18 protein-coding genes are annotated in these 22,410 nt (G+C 57.0%); 2 read left to right on the top strand and 16 right to left on the bottom strand.

Annotated features, from left to right (window positions below; translation table 11 throughout):
- Positions 1–37: 37 nt before the first annotated feature.
- A complete protein-coding gene (locus tag L2731_RS11575) occupies positions 38–1,411 on the bottom strand; it encodes an alanine/glycine:cation symporter family protein (protein WP_239852840.1) in 1,374 nt (457 codons plus the stop codon).
- Positions 1,412–1,617: 206 nt separating this feature from the next.
- Positions 1,618–2,040, bottom strand: coding sequence for a helix-turn-helix domain-containing protein (locus L2731_RS11570; protein ID WP_249253246.1), 423 nt, complete (start codon positions 2,038–2,040; stop codon positions 1,618–1,620).
- Between the two features lie 77 nt (positions 2,041–2,117).
- On the opposite strand from L2731_RS11570, the gene L2731_RS11565 reads away from it, so the two are divergent.
- A complete protein-coding gene (locus L2731_RS11565) occupies positions 2,118–2,603 on the top strand; it encodes a DUF2938 domain-containing protein (RefSeq protein WP_249253320.1) in 486 nt (161 codons plus the stop codon).
- 168 nt (positions 2,604–2,771) lie between these two features.
- Here L2731_RS11565 and arsJ read toward each other — a convergent pair whose 3' ends face one another.
- The 5 genes from arsJ to pmbA all read right to left on the bottom strand — a co-directional run bounded on the left by arsJ (position 2,772) and on the right by pmbA (position 7,989).
- On the bottom strand, positions 2,772–4,001 hold the full coding sequence (arsJ, locus tag L2731_RS11560) for an organoarsenical effux MFS transporter ArsJ (protein WP_249253245.1): 1,230 nt from the start codon (positions 3,999–4,001) through the stop codon (positions 2,772–2,774).
- Positions 4,002–4,012: 11 nt separating this feature from the next.
- Positions 4,013–5,023, bottom strand: coding sequence for an ArsJ-associated glyceraldehyde-3-phosphate dehydrogenase (locus L2731_RS11555; RefSeq protein WP_249253244.1), 1,011 nt, complete (start codon positions 5,021–5,023; stop codon positions 4,013–4,015).
- A gap of 41 nt (positions 5,024–5,064) precedes the next feature.
- Positions 5,065–6,099, bottom strand: coding sequence for an ACR3 family arsenite efflux transporter (gene arsB, locus L2731_RS11550; protein WP_249253243.1), 1,035 nt, complete (start codon positions 6,097–6,099; stop codon positions 5,065–5,067).
- A 4-nt stretch (positions 6,100–6,103) separates the two neighbouring features.
- A complete protein-coding gene (locus L2731_RS11545; protein WP_239882517.1) occupies positions 6,104–6,451 on the bottom strand; it encodes a metalloregulator ArsR/SmtB family transcription factor in 348 nt (115 codons plus the stop codon).
- 197 nt (positions 6,452–6,648) lie between these two features.
- Positions 6,649–7,989 carry a metalloprotease PmbA gene (gene pmbA, locus L2731_RS11540; protein ID WP_346429478.1) on the bottom strand — a complete coding sequence of 447 codons (1,341 nt, stop codon included), beginning with the start codon at positions 7,987–7,989 and terminating at the stop codon, positions 6,649–6,651.
- Between the two features lie 145 nt (positions 7,990–8,134).
- On the opposite strand from pmbA, the gene yjgA reads away from it, so the two are divergent.
- Positions 8,135–8,677: a ribosome biogenesis factor YjgA gene (yjgA, locus tag L2731_RS11535; RefSeq protein WP_239852856.1), complete on the top strand. Its 543-nt coding sequence runs from the start codon at positions 8,135–8,137 to the stop codon at positions 8,675–8,677.
- An 88-nt stretch (positions 8,678–8,765) separates the two neighbouring features.
- On the opposite strand, the gene L2731_RS11530 is transcribed toward yjgA, so the two are convergent.
- The 9 genes from L2731_RS11530 to L2731_RS11490 form a co-directional block, all read right to left on the bottom strand.
- Entirely contained in the window at positions 8,766–9,899 is a 1,134-nt protein-coding gene (locus L2731_RS11530; protein ID WP_239852858.1) for an ABC transporter permease, read from the bottom strand.
- 1 nt (position 9,900) lies between these two features.
- Positions 9,901–11,067 carry an ABC transporter permease gene (locus tag L2731_RS11525; RefSeq protein WP_249253242.1) on the bottom strand — a complete coding sequence of 389 codons (1,167 nt, stop codon included), beginning with the start codon at positions 11,065–11,067 and terminating at the stop codon, positions 9,901–9,903.
- A 12-nt stretch (positions 11,068–11,079) separates the two neighbouring features.
- On the bottom strand, positions 11,080–12,051 hold the full coding sequence (locus tag L2731_RS11520; RefSeq protein ID WP_249253241.1) for an HlyD family secretion protein: 972 nt from the start codon (positions 12,049–12,051) through the stop codon (positions 11,080–11,082).
- Positions 12,041–13,444 (bottom strand): TolC family protein, encoded by a 1,404-nt coding sequence (locus L2731_RS11515; RefSeq protein WP_249253239.1) that lies wholly within the window; start codon positions 13,442–13,444, stop codon positions 12,041–12,043. Before L2731_RS11515 ends, L2731_RS11520 begins: the two co-directional genes overlap by 11 nt.
- A 159-nt stretch (positions 13,445–13,603) precedes the next feature.
- Positions 13,604–15,052 (bottom strand): metalloprotease TldD, encoded by a 1,449-nt coding sequence (gene tldD, locus L2731_RS11510; protein WP_249253237.1) that lies wholly within the window; start codon positions 15,050–15,052, stop codon positions 13,604–13,606.
- Positions 15,053–15,087: 35 nt separating this feature from the next.
- Positions 15,088–15,921 (bottom strand): carbon-nitrogen hydrolase family protein, encoded by an 834-nt coding sequence (locus L2731_RS11505; protein ID WP_249253234.1) that lies wholly within the window; start codon positions 15,919–15,921, stop codon positions 15,088–15,090.
- A complete protein-coding gene (locus L2731_RS11500; RefSeq protein WP_249253232.1) occupies positions 15,845–20,221 on the bottom strand; it encodes a YhdP family protein in 4,377 nt (1,458 codons plus the stop codon). The genes L2731_RS11505 and L2731_RS11500 overlap by 77 nt, the downstream gene beginning before the upstream one ends.
- A complete protein-coding gene (gene rng / locus L2731_RS11495) occupies positions 20,221–21,723 on the bottom strand; it encodes a ribonuclease G (protein WP_052813792.1) in 1,503 nt (500 codons plus the stop codon). The genes L2731_RS11500 and rng overlap by 1 nt, the downstream gene beginning before the upstream one ends.
- Positions 21,724–21,822: 99 nt before the next feature.
- Positions 21,823–22,410 carry a Maf family protein gene (locus tag L2731_RS11490; RefSeq protein ID WP_275659154.1) on the bottom strand — a complete coding sequence of 196 codons (588 nt, stop codon included), beginning with the start codon at positions 22,408–22,410 and terminating at the stop codon, positions 21,823–21,825.

Here is a 22,410-nt window from a genome sequence, read left to right as displayed (position 1 = left end):
CCCTCGGGCGCTTTTTTTGTTGCTCATAACAGACGGTTTAACTACTGGCCTCGGCCTCTTGCTGTCGCTTCTTGATGAAGTACTCACGAGTCAAGCCGAAGACGACTGGGCTGAGCAGCGACAAGGCGATCAGGTTAGGGATCGCCATCATGGCATTCAGGGTATCGGCCAGCAGCCAGATGAAGTCGAGCGAGCTGACGGCCCCTAGCGGAACAACTATGACCCAGATGGCTCTGAAGGGTTTTACCGCGCGCACACCAAACAGGTACTGCACACACTTCTCGCTATAGACGCTCCAGCCCAGGATGGTGGTGAAGGCAAAGATAGAGAGGGCGATGGCCACGATATAGTTCCCCATAGGCAGGGCGTGGGAGAAGGCATAGGAGGTCAGCGCCGCACCATTCTCACCCGATGTCCAGGCACCTGAGACCACGATCGCCAGACCGGTAATGGTACATACCACCAGAGTATCGATGAAGGTACCCAGCATAGCCACCAGGCCTTGGGCCACAGGGTTGTTGGTCTGCGCCGCCGCGTGGGCAATAGGCGCGCTACCTAGACCGGCCTCGTTAGAGAAGACGCCGCGGGCCACACCGAAACGTACCGCGGCCCACACCGCCGCACCGGCGAAGCCGCCCTGGGCCGCCACAGGATTAAAGGCGCTGTGCACGATAAGGGCGATGGCATCGGGAATATCGGCGAAATTAACCACGATCACCGACAGGCCGGCGGCGATATAGAATACCGTCATCAGGGGCACCAGCTTACCCGCCACATCGGCGATACGCTTGATACCGCCCATCAGCACAGCGCCCACCAACACCATGAGCACCACACCAGTCACCCAGGTGGGCACGCCGAAGTTACTGCTCAGGGCGTCGGCCACAGAGTTGGCCTGTACTGTGTTGCCGATACCGAAACCGGCGAAGGATCCAAACAGGGCGAAGGCGGTACCCAGCCAGGCCCATTTGCTGCCCAGACCATTCTTGATGTAGTACATGGGGCCGCCGATATGGTTGCCGTTATCGTCGACTTCACGGTATTTCACCGCCAGCACCGCCTCGGCAAACTTGGTCGCCATGCCGACTAAGGCTGTACACCACATCCAGAACAGGGCACCCGGGCCGCCGATAAAGATGGCGGTCGCCACCCCAGCAATGTTACCCGTACCTATGGTGGCCGACAGTGAGGTCATCAGGGCATTAAAGGGGCTGATCTCCCCCTTCATCTGCTTATCTTTATCGGGAATACGCCCAGACCAGAGCAACTTAAAGCCAGTACCCAGCTTTAGAATCGGCATCAACCGCAAGCCAAAGGAGAGAAAGAGTCCCACGCCTAAGATCATCACGAGCATGGGAGTACCCCATACGAACCCGTTAATCGTACTGACAAACTCAGTAATAACTTCCATTCAAACCTCTTCGTTTTTATCGTTATTTTGGTGATCTACGCCACGCTTTGTTGATTGCATCCCAGAGTACAACGAAAAGCGCTCAAAATGAAAGCAGCGATTGTTAACAAATTGAAACAAAGAGAGATGTTAGCCGAAGCGGCAAGCCTACTGCCTAAGAATATGACTCAAGGCGTTTTCATGAGGAATTTGACGCAAGCGAGCCGCTAGCGCCTTGGTAGAGACGACTTATACTGCGAGTCAAATGCACCGGCTGCGGCGGCCTTCATCAGACGGCGAAACTTGGGGCATTCCATGTGACTGGGCGCGGTGCAGTTGGCGGCGTGTCTCAAACCGTCACGCATCGCCTGCATCCTCAAGATGGTGCGCTCCAGCTCGTCGGCCCGGCGTAGCAGCAGCTCTCTGTCTATGAGGGGATCACCGCCTGTTGCGAGCATGCTGCCAATCTCATCGAGGGACAATCCCGCCGAGCGGCCAAGGGCAATCAACGCCAGACGCTCTAGCACCTCGGCGCCAAATTGGCGGCGAATGCCATGACGCCCCAGCGAGCAGATCAACCCCCGCTCTTCGTAATAACGCAGGGTCGACGCCGGCACGCCCGAGCGCTTGGCGACCAGTGAAATATCCATATCCTTCCCTTGACCTCAAGTCGACTTGAAGTTGTAAGCTAACAATATCAATGGCTTCACACAACAAAGGAATGAATATCTCTCCCCTTATCGACTGCCTCCTCATCGGCCTGGGCGCCACCCTCATCATGGATCTTTGGGGCCTGCTGCGTCATCCCCTGTTGGGTATGCCCCTGCCTAGCTACTATCTGGTGGGCCGCTGGCTATGCCACATGCCCAAGGGTCAGTTTCGTCATCAGGCGATAGCAAAGGCCTCCCCTGTCCTGGGTGAGACCCTCATAGGTTGGTTGGCCCACTATCTCATCGGCGTCAGCTTTGCCGCCCTCTTGCTGCTCATTACCGGCTCACAGTGGCTCACAGAGCCAAGCCTGTCTCCCGCCCTCGCGGTGGGCCTAGTCACCGTGCTCGCCCCCTTCTTGCTGATGCAACCCGGCATGGGCGCAGGCATCGCCGCCTCTCGTCTGCCCAACCCAGGTCAGGCACGGCTACACAGCCTGCTCACCCACGGCATATTCGGGCTCGGCCTCTACCTCTCGGCCCTCGGCCTGCGACTCTTTCACTGAGACGAAATACTATGAATTGAAGAGGGCTAAGCGGAGAAACAGCAACCTCAGGAATTGAGCCCCCAATGATTCAAATGCCATCAAATCTAAGAGAGTAAATGATCGATTGCAGATGCAGCTGCGAACATCGATGGCAGAGCAAAATAATGCCCGGTCTTCATGCCAAGGTTAACGCCTCGGCAGCCCCACACTAATCACTGCCGTTAGCCCGAGCAATACCGTCGAGATCCATAAGCAAGCCGCCAGCCCATAGGCCTGATAGACCCAACCCGAGAGGATAGTGCCCAATAGCCGTCCCATGGCATTGGCCATGTAGTAGAAACCGACATCCAAGGAGACGCCATCGTCACTGGCATAGCTGACGATCAGGTAGCTGTGTAAGGAGGAGTTGATGGCAAACACGGCGCCGAACAGCAAGAGGCCGATCAGCAAGGCCGCCTCTTGGGCCATCGCCGACGCAAGCCCGAGCTGTCCAGTCAGGACCAGCGCAATCGCGGCGGGGATCAGTGTCAACCCAGCCGCCCATAACATGGCGCTGCGGCCATCGGGCACCTGGCCGCTGGCCTTGCCGGTGATTCTGGGCGCCAGGCTCTGCACCGCGCCATAACCTATGACCCAGAGTGCCAGAAAGCCCCCCACCCGATAGTGGTCCCAGCCAAACTGACTGGCAAGATAGACAGGCAGAGCCACCACAAACCAGACGTCACGGGCGGCAAACAGGCACATGCGCGCCGCCGAGAGTATGTTGATCGCCCGGCTCTTGGAAAACAGCTCGGTAAACTTGGGCTTGCTCTTGGCCTTGCCCAGATCTTGCTTGAGCTTGATGATGCTCACCAGCCAGACGATAGCCAGCAGGGCCGCCATCAGACCGATCGCCCCCTTGAAGCCCAGCAGCGCCAACAGGGCGCCGCCGAGGAAGAAGCCCGCCCCCTTGAGGGCATTCTTAGAGCCTGTCAGCACGGCGATATACTTATACAGCCTGCCCTCTTCCCCCTTGGCCACCAGCATCTTCACACTGCTCTTGGCACTCATCTTATTGAGATCTTTGGCGATCCCCGATAGCGCCTGGGCGGCCATCACCCAGGGCACGGTAAGCCATGCGCTTGGTACCAGCAACATGGCCAGTGCCGCAACCTGCAAGCCGAGGCCGATATTCATGGTGCGATTGAGCCCCAGGCGGGCGCCAAGATAGCCGCCCACCAGGTTAGTCACCACGCCGAATATCTCATAGAATAGAAACAACATGGCGATCGACAGCGGCGAATAGCCAAGCTGGTGAAAATGCAGCACCACCAACATGCGCAAGGCACCGTCGGTCAGGGTGAAGGCCCAGTAGTTGCCAGTCACCAGCAGATACTGGCGCATCTCACTCGGTAGGGCGCGCAGGCTAGTTAGCATGCCGGTGTACCTTAGGCCTTATCCAACCGGCCGACCATACGTGCCAGCTCGGCCGTGCGGTTGGCATAGCCCCACTCGTTATCGTACCAGACATAGAGCTTGAGCTGTGTATCGTTGATCACCATGGTCGACAGGGCGTCGACTATGCTGGAGCGCGGATCTGTCTTGTAATCCACCGACACCAGTGGGCGCTCCTCGTAGCCTAAAATATCTTTCAGCTCACCTTCGGCAGCAGCCTTAAACAGGGCGTTGACCTCTTGCTCGGTGACGGGGCGCTGCATCTCAAACACACAGTCAGTGATAGAGGCGTTGGCCAGCGGCACACGCACCGCGTGGCCGTTTAACTTACCCTTCAACTCGGGGAAGATATGAGTAATGGCGGTGGCCGAACCTGTGGTGGTCGGGATCAGCGACTGACCACAGGCGCGGGCACGGCGCAGATCCTTGTGGGGCGCATCTAAGATGGTCTGGGTATTGGTGATATCGTGAATGGTGGTCATGGAGCCATGCTTGATGCCGATCTGCTCGTGCAGCACCTTGACCACGGGGGCGAGACAGTTGGTGGTGCAGGAGGCCGCGGTGACTATCGGATATTTGTCCTTGTCATACAGCTGATGGTTAACTCCCATGACGATGTTGAGTACGCCCTCCTCCTTCACAGGTGCTGTCACTACCACGCGCTTCACATCTTGATCCAGATAGGCCTGTAGCAACGCCTTAGACTTCATCACCCCAGAGGCCTCGATCACCAGGTCGCAGCCGGACCAATCGGTGTCGCCGATGGCGCGGTTAGCGCTAGTTGCAATGCGCTTATCACCTATGACTATCTGATCGCCTTCGGCAACAGCCTCATGCGCCCAGCGGCCATGGATGGAGTCGAAGGTGAGCAGGTGGGCCAGGGTGGCGGCATCGCCCGCCGGGTCGTTGATCTGCACAAACTCGATATCGTCCCACTCCCAGGCGGCGCGTAGCGCCAGACGTCCCATGCGGCCAAAGCCGTTGATGCCTACTTTGATTGTCATCTTGTTATCCTATTCTCTCGATTCGCTGTTTCTGTTGCCGCCTAGGCCTTACCCAGGCCTCGCAGGTAATTGGTTTTATCCCGATTGACGAAGGCCACTAGGGAGAGCATCACGGGCACCTCCACCAGCACCCCCACCACAGTCGCCAGGGCCGCGCCTGAGTGCAGGCCAAACAATGAGATGGCCACGGCCACCGCCAGCTCGAAGAAGTTAGAGGTGGCGATCATACAGGCGGGCGCCGCCACCTCCTGTTCCAGCCTGAGCCGCTTAGCGGCGAAATAGGCGATGAAGAAGATGCCATAGGTCTGGATAAGCAAGGGAATGGCGATCAACAGGATGTTCTGCGGTTGTGCCAATATGGTGTTGGCCTGCAGGCCAAACAGCAGCACCACGGTCGCCAGCAGTCCCAGAATAGACCAGGGCTTGAGGCGAGCGACAAAACCTTCGATGCCCAAAACATGACCCTTTTTATTCAATAAATTACGGGTGATCACGCCGGCGACAAGCGGCAGTACCACATAGAGCATCACAGAGATCAGCAGGGTCTGCCAGGGCACCTGAATATCACTCACCCCAAGCAGGAAGGCACAGATGGGGGCGAAGGCGAACACCATGATGATGTCGTTCACCGACACCTGCACCAGAGTGTAATTAGGATTGCCCTTGGTGAGCTGACTCCAGACAAACACCATGGCGGTACAGGGCGCCACGCCCAGCAGGATCATGCCGGCGATATATTCGCTGGCGGTCTGCGCGTCCACCCAGGAGGCAAACAGGACTCTGAAAAATAGCCAGCCCAGCAGCGCCATAGTAAAAGGCTTAACCAGCCAGTTAACCACCAGGGTCAGCACCAGTCCCTTGGGGCGCTTGCCCACATCCTTCACAGCCGAGAAGTCGATCTGTACCATCATAGGGTAGATCATCACCCAGATAAGCAGGGCGATCAGCAGATTGACGCTGGCATATTCAAAGGAGGCAATTAGGGCAAATTGCGCCGGCAGCAGATAGCCCAATGCGACACCAGCCACTATGGCCTGCCCTACCCAGACACTCAGATAACGTTCAAATAGTCCCATGGATTTATCCTTTACAACAGACTTGTACCCGCTCGGGACGCTGACCCATCTTAGCCAGACGGGCCTGGGCCTGACGCAAGAGTTCAGGGTTGCCCGCCAGGGTCTTTTGGATCACCTCACCAGCCCAGGCGGGTAGCTCGGGGTTGATACGGTAAAACACCCACTGGCCCTGACGACGGTCACTTAAAAGCTCTGCCTTACGCAGCTGCGCCAGGTGACGTGAGACCTTGGGCTGGCTCTCGTTAAGCGCCGCCATCAACTCACACACGCACAGCTCGCCCTCGGCCTGGATCAACAGCAGGCTCAGCAGGCGGGTCTCATCGGAAAGGGCTTTAAAGATTGCGACGGCCATTGGCACTCCCACACATAAATATATGGCTAAGCATATATATGCTTTTCCGTATATTCAAGTCTTGTTTGCCACGCTTGTAACACGCCCCCCAGCCGACGAGCAGACACAAAAAAGCGAGCCATCGGGCTCGCTTCCTATCATTTAAACATCAGTATTTAAAATAGCAGCATGAAAAATATCAGTATGAATATGCCGGATTAGTTACCGGCAATCTTCATCTCATCGAGCAGTATGGCACCGGTGCGGATAGAAGATCGCAGATCCCGCTCCTTACCCACGGCCACCATGTTGCGATACATATCCTTGAGGTTACCGGCTATGGTGATCTCTTCCACGGGGAATTGGATCTCGCCCTTCTCCACATAGAAACCGGCGGCGCCGCGAGAATAATCGCCGGTCACGCCGTTGACCCCCTGACCCATCACCTCGGTGACAACAAGACCTGTGTCCATCTGCTTCACCAGCTCATCGAAGCTCTGCCCGGTATGAGAAAGCGTCCAGTTATAGATACCACCGGCATGGCCCGTGTTAGTCAGGCCGAGCTTGCGCGCCGAGTAGCTGGTCAGCAGATAGGTAGAGAGAATGCCGCTGTCGATGATGTTGCGATCGATTGTCGCCACACCTTCGCTGTCATAACAGGCGCTGGCCAGTGCCCCCTTGAGGTGCGGCTGCTCGGCGATGGTAAACCACTCGGGGAAGATCTGGGTATCTATGGCATCGAGCAGGAAGCTCGACTTGCGATACAGGCTACTGCCGCTGATGGCGCCCACCAGGTGGCCCATGAGGCCGGTGGCCACGTCTGGTGCAAACAGAATCGGCAGCTTAGTGGTGGCTATCTTGCGTGCCCCCAGACGGCTCAAAGTCTTCTTAGCGGCCTGCTGACCTACCGCCTCGGGCGTCCATAGGTCTTCGAAGCGGCGGGCGACCGTGTAGTCGTAGTCACGCTGCATATGACCGTCTTGCTCGCCGATCACCACGCAGCTCAGGCTGTAGCGTGAGCTGACGTAACCATTAAGGAATCCATGGCTGTTGCCATACACCTTGGCACCTGTGTGCGCATTGGCACTGGCACCGTCGGAATTGATGATGCGGACATCGCTATCTAACGCCGCCGTTTCGGCGCTTGCCGCCAAGGCTTCGAGCTCGGCTGGCGCAGCCTCGTGAGGATAGTAGAGTTCGAGATCTTCTATCTGCTTCGCCATCAACTCGGCATCTGCCAGACCATTGAAGGGGTCTTCCGAGGTGAAGCGGGCGATATCGTCGGCGGCCTTCACGGCGCGGCGAATCGCCTCAGGGCTCAGATCTGATGTCGATGAGCTCCCCTTGCAGCCATCCCTGAACAGTGTGATCCCCAGCGCACCATCTTTATTAAACTCAACGGTCTCAACCTCTTTCAGACGCGTAGAGACTGAGAGTCCCTGCTGCTTGCTGATGGCCACTTCGGCCCCCGAGGTACCCAATTTGGCGGCATATTCCAATGCCATAGACACGGCGTCTTTCAGTGAATTCAATTCGGTTTCGATGCTGGGAGAAGGCACAAATCTACTCTTTTGTTATCAAACGTGGCCGTAGCATAGCAAACCCGTCAGGCTTTCACATTAAATAACTGAGTCGTTTCGTAGGCGATATTGGCCGGAAATGGTATCATTAGGGGAGTTATGGCTTAGACCCCAGAGAGTTTTAATGAATAATATTGTTGGTGACTCAGAACACTTTAAACAGCCCTTCGATCATGACGACGATTACGTCAGCAGAGCCGATATAAAGCGCGAGATTGCCATTTACCAAGAGCTAGGTAAGAAACTGGTCTCCCTCAGCAAGAGCCAGCTGAAGAAGCTGGAGCTGGACGAGCTGCTGCACGATAACATCTTGAAAGCCAAGACGATCCGCATCAATAGCGAGGCTCATCGCCGTCAGCTGCACTATGTCGGCAAGCTGATGCGCAACGTAGATATCGACGAGCTGCAGGCAAACCTGAAGAACGTGCTCAACCAGAATCGTAACGAAAGCTCTAAGCAGAACGTCGCCGAGAAGCAGAAAGATCAGCTGCTAAGTGGCGGTGATGAGGCGATTCAGGCCCTGCTCGAACAGCATCCGGGCCTAGAGCGTCAGAAGCTGCGTCAACTGGTGAGACAGGCCAACAAGGAGCTGACCAAGAAGCCCGACGAGGCCTCTAAGTCTGCCGCCGAATTGGTCAAGTATCTGCGCGCCGAGACCGGCGAATAGGCACTAATCCCTAGAAAAGATAATCCCTCGAGAAGATTGCCCTTCGAGCGAATAGCCTTTCGAATAAATAGCCCGCCATCAGCGCGGGCTATTTGCTATTTAAACGGTACCTGACGCCCAGATAGGCTAGCAGAAGATAAACCAGGGCCAAGCCCCATAGCTGCCACCAGAAGCCGGCAACACTACTCCAGCTGGCCCCCATCTGATTTAACTGCAACATGCCCTGTATGCTAGGTATGGCAGGGATCACCTGGGCGATCCAGATAAGCGGCGACGGGATCAACTCAAACGGCCAGATAAACCCTGAGACAAACAGGATCGGCATAGAGATAAGCAGCAGCACCTGGGTCGGCAGATCACGCCGGGTAAACATACAGCTAAAGGCGACACCGGCAATTGCCGTACAGATAACGAAGGGCACTAGGAACAGGACCACCTGGGATAACACTCCCTGTACGCTGACCCCATACCAGTAGTTACAGAAGCCCACATAGAAGCTGGTAAACAGGCTGTAGATAAGGGCGAACACACTCACCCGGGCAAAAATAAGCTTCATGGCAGGCACCTGCTGCCAGTAGCCCTCTCTTCCCCATTGCCCCGCACCGAGTATGCCCGCGCCAATAAGCAGGGTCTGGTGCAGCACCAATAACAGCACGCCAGGCACCACATAAGGGGTGTAGCCCAGGCTAGGGTTAAAGGCGGGTACACTGTTGAGCTTAATCGGCTCCAGGTCATGCTTCACCTGTTTGGCCGAACTCCCCCTGGCCAGCAGACCATTAAATTGTACATATTTGCCCGCATCTATCCCGGCGGATACTAGCCCTTCGAGCACGGCAGAGTAGATCAAGAAGTAGTTGGCATCGCCGCCGTAGGCTAAGGTCACCCCTTTCTGACGAATCAGATCCCGCCTGAATCCTTCAGGAATCACCATATAGCCGTGGGCTCTACCCGAGGCGATCCAGTCCTCCGCCTGGTTAATATTATTCAGCTCAGCGACGACCTCGAGCTTGGGGCTGGCATCGGCATGGCGAATCAACTGACGGCTCAGGCTCGAGTGATCCCCGTCGACGACGACTATCTGTTGCTTGGTCGGCACTTCATGCAGATAAGGCAGTGGATAGAGTACAGAATAGAAGAGCACGCCGCCAAACAAGGTGATAGCGATCGCCTTGTCTGTCACGATCGACTTAAAGTCTGCCCACATCAAAGACCAGAAATCCATATTAAGGCGCCTCATTCATAGGCTGAGTGCTGGCTTCGGCAGACCATTCCCGCCTGACCCGACGAGCCAAGACCACAATCACAGGCACCAACAACAAGAAGCCCCAATAGCTAGTCACCTGCTGGACAAAGACAGCAAAATCCTGGCCATAACTCACCACACCAACATGGGTATCTATGTAGTGGCTCGATGGCATCAGCTTTCGCCACCACTGAGCCAACTGCGGCATCTCCTGGGTTGGAAAGGTGATCCCCATAAAGGGAAATGCCGGAGCAAACAGTGCGGTGCAGAAACTGATCACCCTGGCGGCGTCTTGCAACAGGAAGAAGATGGTGAGTACCAGCAGCCACACCGCCAACAACATCACTATCTGCGCCAACAATAGCTGACCGAATACCCCCGCCAGCGGTAATCCCAGGTATTGATATAGCAGGGTCAGGATCAGGCGCCCCTGCAGCACGATCAAGGGCGTATAAACCAGCATCTTGGCCCATAACACACGCCGCGTGCCCAGGCTAAACCACTCGGTCATGGTCTCCTGTCTTAGCTCCCGGTTAAGGGAGTTGGCAAACACTAACATGGCGAGCAGTTGCCCCAGGGCGAGCAGTATCGGTGGCAGCAAGAACACCACATAGTTGCTGTTGGCATTATAGAGCGCGCTTACCTGGGTCTTCACTAAGTTAAGGTTCACTTCGGCCTGCGCCATAGGCACACCCGCGGCCAATTGCTTCAAGAGCGCCTTGCTCTTGAGCCCATCGGCCAGGCTGAGCTGGATCTGGCTCGATAACAGCTTACCAACCAAGAGGTATTGGCTGTTGTAACGTATATCTATGGTTGGCTGATGACCCGTGAGTAGATCGCGATTGAGCTGAAACGGCAACACCACCATGGCATAGGTTTCGGCGCTCTCCATCGAGGCCTTGGCACTATTGATGTCTTGATAATGAATTGGGGTGATCACAGAGTTAGCCTGTAGCCGTCTCACCAGCATACGGCTGATCTGACTCTGATCCTGATCGACGATCGCCACGGGCAACTCACGTGGCAGACCGGCACTAAATAGCCACCATAAACCGAATATCCCCACCAAGGGGATATAGCTCACTAAGGCGAGTTGCCAAGGGTCATTCCACAAGGCGATTAACTCGCGTTTAATTAGCTGCTTCATGGTGGCCAAGGCTTAACGCACCAGCAGAGTTGTCATGCCCACTCTCAGGTCGGCGATCGGGGCGTTTGGCCGCAACTCCATCTCGAAGGTGCGCATATCGAAGTCGTGACCGCTCTCGGTAGAGCGCCAGGTCGCAAAGTGCCCCATAACACCAATATGCTTGATGGTGAACGGATAACTGGCCCCCAATGCCGGAATCTCGACCTCGAGGGTGTCGCCTATCTTGTAGTTTTTAAGCTGATCCTCACGCACCTGGAAAACCGCCCAGGCATCCTGCATATCGATAATGCTCACCACGGGGAATCCACTCGGCGCCAGCTCACCTGGCTGCAACAGGACTTCGCTTACCTCGCCGGCTCTGGGCGAGCGCATCTGACTGTCGGCCAAAATGGCACTAACCTCTTTCACCGCCCCCTCGGCCATACGGGCATTGCCTTCGGCCGCGGCCTTGGTCTCTTCGCGAGCGCCCTCTTCGGCCATCTGATACATGGCGTAGGCCGCCTGCTCGGTATACTTGGCTGCCTGCCACTGGGTAAAGGCCTCATCGCGTTTCTGGCGCGCCAGCACCCCTTCGCTAAACAACACCTCTACACGTTTATAAGTGGTCTCGGCCAGGGTCGCCGCCGCCTTGGCTTTCAACCATTGCTCTTTCGACGCGGCAACCTGTTGCTTACGGGCGCCGTTATCCGCCTCCTGTTGCAAGGCCTTGGCTGCATCGCGGCCCCCCTGGGCCTGCATCAGCTTGGCGTTGAGCTCGGGACTGTCGATGGCAAATAACAGATCACCCTCGGCCACCCGATCGCCACGGCGCACCAGCACCTCGGCGACGCGTCCCGGCACCTTGGAGGAGATGTTGTATTCCCTGGCCTCTATCTGCCCCTGTAGTCGTTCGGGCTTAGGGGTATGGGCTAACTTTAATCCGTACCCGAGTAAAGCCACCAATACCAGTAAGGCGACAACGGCTAAGGCTCTATTAGTTCGCATTGACTCTCTCCTGGGCACTCGATGAGCGACCGATAAATTCATCTAACTGGCCACTGATGGCCATCAATCTGGCATAGGCCTGCACATAGCGGTACTGGGCCGCCAACTGTTGGGTCTGCACGCCGCTCAGCTTGAGCTCGGCGTCCACTTTCTCAATCGAAGTCGACAGCCCCTGACTGAAGGCGAGATCCCTCAGGCGTTTATTCTCTTTGGCGAGGACCAACGATAGGTTGAGGGACTCGGTCTCCTCTCTGGCCTGCTCGAGCTGGCGATAGCTCTGGTCCAGCAAGAGGCTGAGATCCTGCTGGGTCTGCGCCTTGGTATAGCGCGCCTGAAGCAAGGCACTGCGGGCGGCTTCGACCTTGCCGCTGCGTCCATCACGACTGATCAACGGGATCTTCACCCCGACGCCGACCATCCAATCTGGCTCCATCTTGGCCAGCAGGCTATCGTCTTCATACAGGGTGTAGTTGCCGTAAAGAAAGACTGTGGGGTAATAACTGCCCTTCTCTACGTCGATAAGGCCATTGGCCTGGACTTCCTTGGCTTCCAGCAGCTTGAGCGCTGGGTGTGTCGTCAGGGTCAGCTGGCTTAATTGACCTAAAGAGGGCGAGTTTTCCAGCATAAACAGCCTGGAGGCGGTATCGATATTCTCCCGATGTAACATGCGCGATAGGGCGATCTGAGTCATCTCCAGCTGACGCTTGGCACTGGCATAGTCCACCCTCGCATTTTCCAACGCTACCTGGGCGTTGAGACGCTCGACCTTGGCGATCTGTCCCTGCTCTTCCAGCTTGACGGCATGTTCGGCATGCTCGCTCAAGGCATCCACCAGCTGGCCTCGGGTGGTCATCAGGGCATGACTCACCGCCACGCCATAATATCTGTCCACCAGCTTGATGAAGAGATCCCGCGTCGACAGCTGATGCTGCTGCTCCTTCTCGGCGACTTGCGCCTCATGGATCCCCTGCGCGGCGCTGATACGACCGCCGGTATAGATGGGCCACATCGCCTGCAGACTGGAGCGGAAGACATCCTGCTCGGTAAAAGGGGTGATAAACAGCGAGCCAGGAATGGCGCCTAGGGCGGCGCCGAGCGCCGGAGGCAGACTCGCGGGATCGAGGCTGGCTAAGGGATTGAGATCCCTCAGGTCCAGCTCCAGGGGTTTCTCTAAGCGTGTGTAGCTGCCGTTGATCGACAGCGACGGCAGCTTGAGATCCTCCCCGGCGTCTCTTTCGGCCTGGGCACGGTTAACCTCCTGCTGACTGGCCTGCAGCTTGTCGCTGACCTGTAGCAGCTGCTGCCAGGCCTCGCCAAAGGCGAGTTCTTGCGCCTGCGCCGCATGCCCCACCAGGGTCAACAACGACAGCCAAATAACATGTGAATATCTCATCTACACCTCTAGAGCTAATACTCTACTTCCTTGGCAAATGTTAACACCCTATGGAGGCGTTGAGAAGCAGGCCTTGTAGGCAAGCTTCTCTAGCGCCTTATCGGCAGTCTTCCCAGCAATCGCCGCCAACGCTTTCTACAGACAGCGAGATCCGTCGAACTAGGCTGTGCCGCCCACCGTCAAGCGATCGAGTTTCAGGCTAGGCTGGCCCACGCCCACGGGCACACTTTGACCATCTTTGCCACAGACACCGACGCCCTTATCGAGCGCCAGATCGTTACCAACCATGGAGATCTGCCCCATGGCCTCGGGACCATTACCTATCAGGGTTGCGCCCTTGATCGCCTGGGTTATCTCGCCCTTCTCGATGAGGTAGGCTTCAGATGCCGAGAACACAAACTTACCCGAGGTGATATCGACCTGACCGCCGCCGAAGTTAGGCGCATAGATCCCCTTGTCCACCGACTTGATGATATCTTCAGGCGAGCTGTCGCCGGCTTCCATATAGGTGTTGGTCATGCGCGGCATCGGCAGATGGGCATAAGACTCGCGGCGACCGTTACCGGTTGAGGCCTGGCCCATCAGACGGCCGTTGAGCTTGTCTTGCATATAGCCCTTGAGGATGCCATCCTGGATAAGCACAGTCTTCTGAGTAGGAACCCCTTCATCGTCTATGCTGAGCGAGCCGCGGCGATTCTCCAGGGTGCCATCGTCCACCACAGTCACCAGACTAGAAGCCACCTGTTGGCCCACCAAGCCGCTAAAGGCGCTGCTCCCCTTACGGTTAAAGTCACCCTCCAGGCCATGCCCCACGGCCTCGTGTAGCAAGACGCCGGGCCAACCGGCCCCCAGAACCACAGGCATCTCGCCGGCGGGCGCATCTATGGCGGTCAGATTGACCGAAGCCTGACGCACGGCTTCGCGGGCAAAGGCAAAACAGCTGGGCAGACCGTCGTCGCCCGACTCGAAAAAGACTTGATAATCATGGCGTCCGCCGCCACCGCTGGCGCCGCGCTCACGCTTGCCTTCCTGCTCCAGCACCACGCTACAGTTAAAACGTACCAAGGGACGAATATCTGCCGCCAGGGTGCCGTCACTGGCCGCGACTAAGATCTCTTCGTGCACGCCCGACAGGCTGATCACCACCTGTATGATGCGCGCATCCAGGCTGCGCACATAGGCGTCTGCCTGTTTGAGCAGCTCAATCTTCTTCACCTCTTCCATGGCGGCGATAGGGTCGGCGCTCTGATAGAGCGGCGTCACCTTCTGCTGCTTCCAGGCCTGGACGCGGCCACTATTGCCCGCCGCAGAGATGCCGCGAGCCGCCTCGACCGCCGCGCTCAGCGCCGCTGGGGTGATCTCGTCGGCATAGGCGAAGCCCGTCTTCTCGCCGCTGATGGCACGCACCCCCACACCGCGCTCGATATGGAAGCTGCCCTCTTTGACTATGCCATCTTCTAACACCCAAGACTCATGGCGACTGCCCTGAAAATAGAGATCGGAAAAGTCCACCTGATGCTGATGAATGCTATTGATATAGCCTTGCAACTGATCCAATGACAATCCGTCTTGCAAGAGGCTCTGTTCTACTTGGGTTAAAAATGGCATTAATTTTCTCTCTATGGCGCTTGGAAGGCGCGATTTTATAATCTCTTTAATTTGGGTGGCTCGAAACGATTGTGCTCGACCACAGGGATGTTACGGCGTATCCCCTCTATGGCCTTAAGGTCTATCTCTGCCGACAACCAGCCACAGCCTTCTGGCTTAATCGCCTGCACCTCCCCCCAGGGATCTATGACGCAGGAGTGTCCCCAGGTCTCACGTTTTCCCTGGTTATGCTCGCCCCACTGGGCCGCCGCCAACAGGAAACACTGGGTCTCAATCGCCCTCGCCTGTAGCAGGGGCAGCCAGTGCGCCCGCCCGGTCACCCTGGTAAAGGCCGCTGGCAGGACGATGATCTCCGCCCCCTGCAGGCGCATGGCGCGAAATAGATCGGCAAACCTGATGTCATAGCATATCGCCATCCCGACCTTACCGAAAGGCGTATCGACAACGGTTACCGCCTCACCGGGGCAAAAGGTGTCACTCTCCCGGTAGGACTTAGTGCCGTCGTCCACATCTACATCGAACAGGTGCAGCTTGTCATAGTGCCCTAGGGCCTCACCCCTGTCGTTGAACAGGTAGCTGCGGCTGAACACTCGCCCCTCATCGGCCAGGATAGGAATGGTGCCCGCCACCAGATAGATGCCATACTGCTTGGCCAAGGCGGCCAGGGTCTGCTTGAGGTCGCTGTCGGCATCATTGCCGGCATAGGTCAGCTGTTGACGCTCATGGCCACCAAACAGCAGACAGCACTCGGGCAGCACCACCAAATGGGGGCGCTCACTACTCTCTAGCAGATCAAGCTGCTCGCGAATAAACTTGAGGTTCTCCTCGACGTCGCGACCACTCTGACATTGTAATAGGCTGACCTGCATCGCTTGGCTCCTTGTTCACCGGTTTTTCCTGTGATTCTTGCTGTTGCGGCGCCTGAGGTTCTTGCTCGACGGGCTGCTGGCCGGTCGACGTCTCCTTAAACTCGGGCATGGCCTCGACCGCACTCTTAGGGATAGCGACACCCGATGGCATCACCTGCTCATCAGCCGAAACTGCCTCGGGCTGAGTCGCCGCCGCAGGTAATTGCTCGGCCCCGGTCTCTGACTGCTCCGCAGACGATGACTGTTGCACCTGGCTCTGTTCTTGCTGCTGTGCTTGCTGAAGCTGTTGTTTTGGCTCTTGCGCCTTTTCCTGTTTAGGCTCTTTCGATTCGCTCTGGGGCTTAGTCTCAGCGCCAGGCTCCTGTTCTGGTTGACGTGGCAAGACAGACTCGGGGATCTCTATCTCCTTGCTCTTACGCTCCAGCTCCTCCAGCTTAGGCTCTGACATGGTCCCCGTCAGCCTGAAGCGAATTTCCGAGATCACCTCGATCACCGGCTCCAGCACCTTGGTCAGGGCAAACGCACCTAGGCCCAGGGTCCAACCGCCGGTACTGAGCAGCACCACGGTCGGCACGCTGGAGGCCAATTGCGGCACGAAACGTATGTCATAGTTGAGGCTCTCTGTGGTGAGGTCGGTATAGCCCCGCACCCTCATGTTACCCGCCACCGCATCCATCTCGGAATCAGTGGTCTTCACCACGCCGTTGTCCAGCTTGAGGGTACCGGTAAAGGCGTTAAAATAGAGCCCTTTACCGAAGACATCGGAGAAATCCAGCGACAGCTTACGCAGCAGGGAATCTAGGCTGAACAGGGAGAAGATACGCGCGCCCTTGTCACTCACCTCAGACAGGTGGCCCTTACCCAGCTTATAGCTTATCTGGCCGTTGAGGGTCTCCAGCGAGAAGGCGTGGGGGGCCCCCTGCCAGGACAGCTCGGCCTGCAGATCCAGCGGCGCCTCCTTGAGACCAGGGTCTATGCCCAGACGCTCAGAGACTTCATCGAACTGCTTGGCCTTGAGATCCACCTCAAATTCGGTCAGGTTCTGCCCCTCACTGTTCGACCAGGCCCCCTTGCCCTTGAGGGTGATCCCCGGGGTCGTGATGGCGATGGTCTGAATCTGATAGTCGCCATTCTTGGGGGTCGCCTGCAACACCAGGTGACCGAGAGACTTGCCGTGGACACTAAACTGATCCACATCCACCGCCAGCGGCGGCAGTATGCTGAGCACCTCGTCGCTGGCTAACTCAGACTCATCGCCTTGTGTACTTTCGGGGGCAAAGTTAAACCGGCTCGCCACCAGCTTTAACCCCTGGGTCGACCAGTCTGGATAGAAGTCCACCCGGCCGCTAAATTCGTTGGCGTTGCCCTCGAAGCGCCAACCATGTTCTGTGGGATAGGCCTCCAGACTCAACTCGGTCAGCGGCTGCCCATAGAGATTTAACTGGCGTACCTGGCCATCTACGGCGATCAAGGGCGGGAAGAAATGGCTCTTCTGAGGCGCTTCTTCAGCCTGCAGTAGCGGGGTTTCTTGTGTCTGCTCTTCAAGGGCTTGACGCATAGCGGCATCCAGGGAGGATTCCAGCGCGGCGTCCCCCATGAATCCCTTGATGATGGGTAGCCAAGGGGCAAACTCGGTGGCAGGCATATCCAGCTGTAGATGGCCGGCCTGACGCTTGAGTTGATCGCCGGGCTTAAACAGGCGTCCCAGCAGCAGGTCGAAGTGCGCCAGATGGTCACCCGACTGCTCGTCGAAACCGCCCCAGAACTCCATCTGGTCCCCTAATTTAGCACCCAGGGAGGCCTGCTTGTTGTCGCCGATAAGCTCGAAGGAGAGCGCCCGCGGGCTGTCCGCCGCCTTGGCAAACTTGCCCGGCAGGCTGAGCTCGACGCCCCGCATGTCGCTCTTCACTTGCGCCTGAATACGATAGCCCAGCTCATCGAAGATCAGCGTCATGGCGCCCTGCCAATCCAGCTCGCCGCGATAGTAATCCTTGAGCGGATTATCCAATGACGATGGAAGCGAGACCAGTGCCCACGTACCCTGCATATCCAGGTTCAGGCCATAATTTTTGTTGCTCTTGCCGGTATCGAAGGTGAAACTTACGGGTTGCTCGAACAGACGCGCCTGTATCTCCTCGCCCGTGACCACATCGTTGGCAAAATGCACCACACCGGTTACGCCCTCGAGTTGCACGCCCGGCTGAGTAACATAAACTGGGGTGTTGTCGAAGCTTACCTGTCCCAATATCTGCTCTTTGCCGCCATGATAGAGGGGAATGCTCAGATCCAGCTTGCCCGAGACATCACCTTGCACCTGCACGACCTCGAGTGTCGCGCCAACCGTATCGGCCAGGGGCGAGCGCAGTAGCACCTGTTTGGCGGCCTCGCCCTGAGTGCGAAGATCCGCCTTCACCGTTAGCAGAGTCTCATGACTCATACGTGGAATGGCCACATGGGCGCCGTCGGCGGGAACATCCATTAACATCCCCTTGTTCACCCAGATATCCATAGCCGCATTTTCAAACAAGGCATCGAGACTCAGCTCGGTCACCTCGGGCCAATCGGGCTGAAACTGATAGCGGGCCTGATTCAAAGAGAAACCGGCCTGGAATACGCCGCTGTTGTCGTCATAAGGAAAATGCTTGAGGGCGCCGTTCCACACCACCTTGGCATCCTGGCTCTGTCCCGCCTTGATGGCGCCGCTGAGGTAATCGACAAGCGACTCACTCATCCCTCGTTTCGGAAAATAGTATTTGGCCCTGGCGGCGTTTTTCACCTGTACATCGGCCAGCAGGTTGAGGCTGGCTTCGCCTGAAAAGCCCAGCTTCATGGCCGCGTCGAGATCCAGATCGGCGTTATAGAAATGCAGCTTAGGCGCAACCAGCGCCGCCTCGCCTATGGCGTATTTAAGCGTAAAGGCATCGCCGTCAAGCGACAGTGGCGCCTCGAAGCCGCCATTAAAATCCAAGTGATACTGCTGCTCGGGCGCAGACAGATAGAGATCGCTGCCCTGGATGCCGAGCATAAGATCGATCGCCTCGGCCCCCGGAATGGAACCACTCGCCTGCCAGGCAAACTGAGTTAACTGCGCCGACAGGGCAAAGCCCTGCTGCTCGCCATAGCCCAACTTGAGCTGCTCTATGGTGCCACTGGGGTCCATCGTCTGCCACAGGTGGAGGCCATCGAGATCCATGCCGGGCACCAGGGGCAAAAGGGGCAGCAATACCTTGGCATCGAGTTGATTGATATTGGCCATCAGCTGGTCGTCACGCTTACGCGCGCCAATATGCAGCGCCGGCCAGGCCTGGCCATTGGTCACAAAGGCCAGATCTGAGCTGGTCAGTTGCCAGCCCGAGACTTGCGGCTGCCAGTTGAGCTGTCCACCCTGTATCTCAAATTTTTGCTGCTCACCCTTGAGCTCCCATTGCAACCAGCTCGGCTCGAAGGCGACCGTCGCAGCGGTAAAGGCTCGGTCGGAAAATTCGGCCCAGGCCTGCAGGTTCACCACGCCTTCTAAAGGCAGCTTCTTACCCGAGGCATAAGGGTTTTCCTGGCGCGATGCCCATTCGCCGAGATCCAGTGAGTTGGCCGCCAGATAGAGCTGACCTGCCAATGACTCTGGGTTATGGCCGTCGCCACGAATATCGACGGCAAGAGAGAGACGCTCGACCTCTGAGGCCTGCTCATCGAGGAACAGCGCGCCCTCGGCCCTGTGTCGCCCGGCTAAGTTGCGCCAGCGCAGGTCCCTGATATGGATAGGCCTAAACTTATGGGAGCGACTGATCAGCTGCATGGTCACATCTGTGATGGCGAAGCGATCGAACTGCTCCAGCATCAGGGCATAGAGCCAATCGGTATTCTGCTCTGCCACAGGAGCATCGCTGCTCTGCTGACCGTTACCGGCTTGACTGATACGGTCGAGATCCAGGGCAATCTTGACCCCCTCGAAGATCACATTCTCTATCTGAGGCGACGCCGAGACCAGACTGTCCCAGAAATCCAACTTGAGGTGGACATTGTCTATGATGAAGGTGACCGGCAGGTTCTCCTGCACCGGCAAGACCAGATTCTTGATGGTCACCGCAGGGCCAAACGCCTGCCACTCGGCGGTGAGCTCGGTGACCTCGACCTTGACCTGATACTGCTCATAGATATAGCTCACCAGCTCCTGACGGACCTGATCCAGCTTAGGCAGCAGGCCTCTGAACAGGCTGACGCTCAAGGCAAAAAGCACCACTATGATGGCGATAATCTGCCAGCATAGGCGGCCGAAGGTGCGGGGACAGAATGGGCGGGACACTACATTATCACCACATCGAATTTGTTTTGCGCGTACATGGGCTCGTTTTGCAGGCGCACATGCTTGCCGATATAGGCTCCTAGCTCTGCCACCAGATGACTCTCCTCGCCGGTGAGGCTGTTATAAACCGTGGGGGCGCAGTAGACCAGGAACTCGTCGGCATCATAGCCGCGGTTGAGGCGGATGATCTCGCGGAAGATCTCGTAAGAAACCGTCTCGACTGTCTTCAGACTCCCGGTACCGAAACAGGCCGGACACTCGCCACACAGCACATGTTCCAGGCTCTCGCGGGTACGCTTACGGGTCATCTCCACCAGGCCGAGGCCCGAGAAGCCGCTGACATTGGTCTTCACCCTGTCGTTGGCCAGCGCCGCCTCCAGGGTACTGAGGACACGCTTCTTATGATCTTCGTTCAGCATGTCGATAAAATCTATGATGATGATCCCCCCCAGATTACGCAGGCGCAATTGGCGGGCGATGGCGTGTGTCGCCTCCAGGTTGGTGTTGAATATGGTCTCTTCAAGGTTGCGATGACCGACGAAGGCGCCTGTGTTGATATCCACAGTGGTCATGGCCTCGGTCTGATCTATGATCAGATAGCCGCCAGACTTGAGCTCTACCTTGCGCCCCAAGGCGCGCTGCACCTCGTTCTCCACATCGTAGAGATCGAAGATGGGTACCCGGCCAGAATAGTGTTCAATCTTGTCGGCGATCTCGGGCATAAACTCCTGGGTAAACTGCAGCAGCTCCTCATAGGTCTGGCCTGAGTCCACCTGGATCTGATCCAGCTCTGTGCCGACGAAGTCGCGTACGATACGCACAGGCAGGGCGAGATCTTGATAGAGCAGCGAGACACCGGGACGCTTACGACGCTCACACACCTTGGCCCAGACTCGGCGCAGGAAAGCCGCATCCTGAACCAGCTCCTGCTCGCCGGCATTCTCGGCGGCGGTGCGGATAATGAAGCCGCCATCTTCGTCGACGAAGGGTTCAGTCAGCCCCTTGAGACGGGCGCGAACCTCTTCGGACTCGATCCGTTGCGACACGCCCACATGGCTGGAGCCCGGCATGAACACCAGATAACGTGAGGGTAAGGTGATATCTGTGGTGAGGCGTGCGCCCTTGGTGCCCAGGGGATCTTTTACCACCTGCACCATGATGTCCTGGCCCTGACGAACCAGCTCGGCAATATCACGCACCACGAAGTTGCCCTTCTCGATATCCGCCACACACTCGGTATGAGGCACAATATCTGAGGCATGAAGAAAGGCCGCCTTGTCTAGACCGATATCCACAAAGGCTGCCTGCATGCCTGGCAGCACCCGGCTGACCTTGCCCTTATAGATATTGCCAACCAGACCACGCTTCATGCGGCGCTCTATATGCACCTCTTGCAGGATGCCATATTCCACCAGCGCTACCCGCGCCTCGGTCGGCGTCACATTGATCAATAACTCAGAACCTATCTTTTTCTGTACTCTGTTTTTGACTATGTGACTCATGCTTACTCACTTAAATATGATTAATGCATTAACGGCCCTAACGGACCGTTAATTTTAGAACAATTTACACCTAAATGGCTCAATCTACTGGGTAAAATGCTAAATGGATAACAGCTTCATCTCGGCCAGCAGCGCCCGGGTTTCCACCAGGGGTAGGCCCACTACCGCCGAATAGCTGCCATCTATGGCCTCGACAAAGCAGCCGCCCAGGCCCTGAATGCCGTAGGCACCGGCCTTATCCATAGGCTCGCCGGTGGCGATATAAGCCAAGATAGCCTGTTCTGTTAGGCCGCAAAATTGCACTTTAGTTTCAACTAATCGAGACAGGGTCCGCTGACCATCGGTCACCGCCACCGCCGTCATCACACTATGGCGCTTACCTGAAAGCGCACTAAGCATCTGCCTGGCGTCTGCTTCATCCTTAGGTTTACCTAAGATAGCCCCCTCTAATACCACTATAGTATCTGAGCCCAGCACCACGGCATCCGATTGCCCCCACAGCGCCAATCCGGCATTGGCCTTCTCAATCGCCAGACGCACCACGAACTCTGCGGCACTTTCCCCGGCCCTATGGCTCTCATCGATATCGGCGGCCAGCGCCTCGAAACTAAATTCAGCTTGGCCCAGGCCGACCTGCAACAGCAGCTCACGACGACGGGGAGAGGCAGAGGCTAATACCAGTTGCAT

The organism is Shewanella aquimarina (assembly GCF_023349185.1).
GTDB classification, from domain to species: domain Bacteria; phylum Pseudomonadota; class Gammaproteobacteria; order Enterobacterales; family Shewanellaceae; genus Shewanella; species Shewanella aquimarina.
Note: the sequence above shows the minus strand (reverse complement) of the source record. Positions and strands in the feature narration are given on the sequence as shown.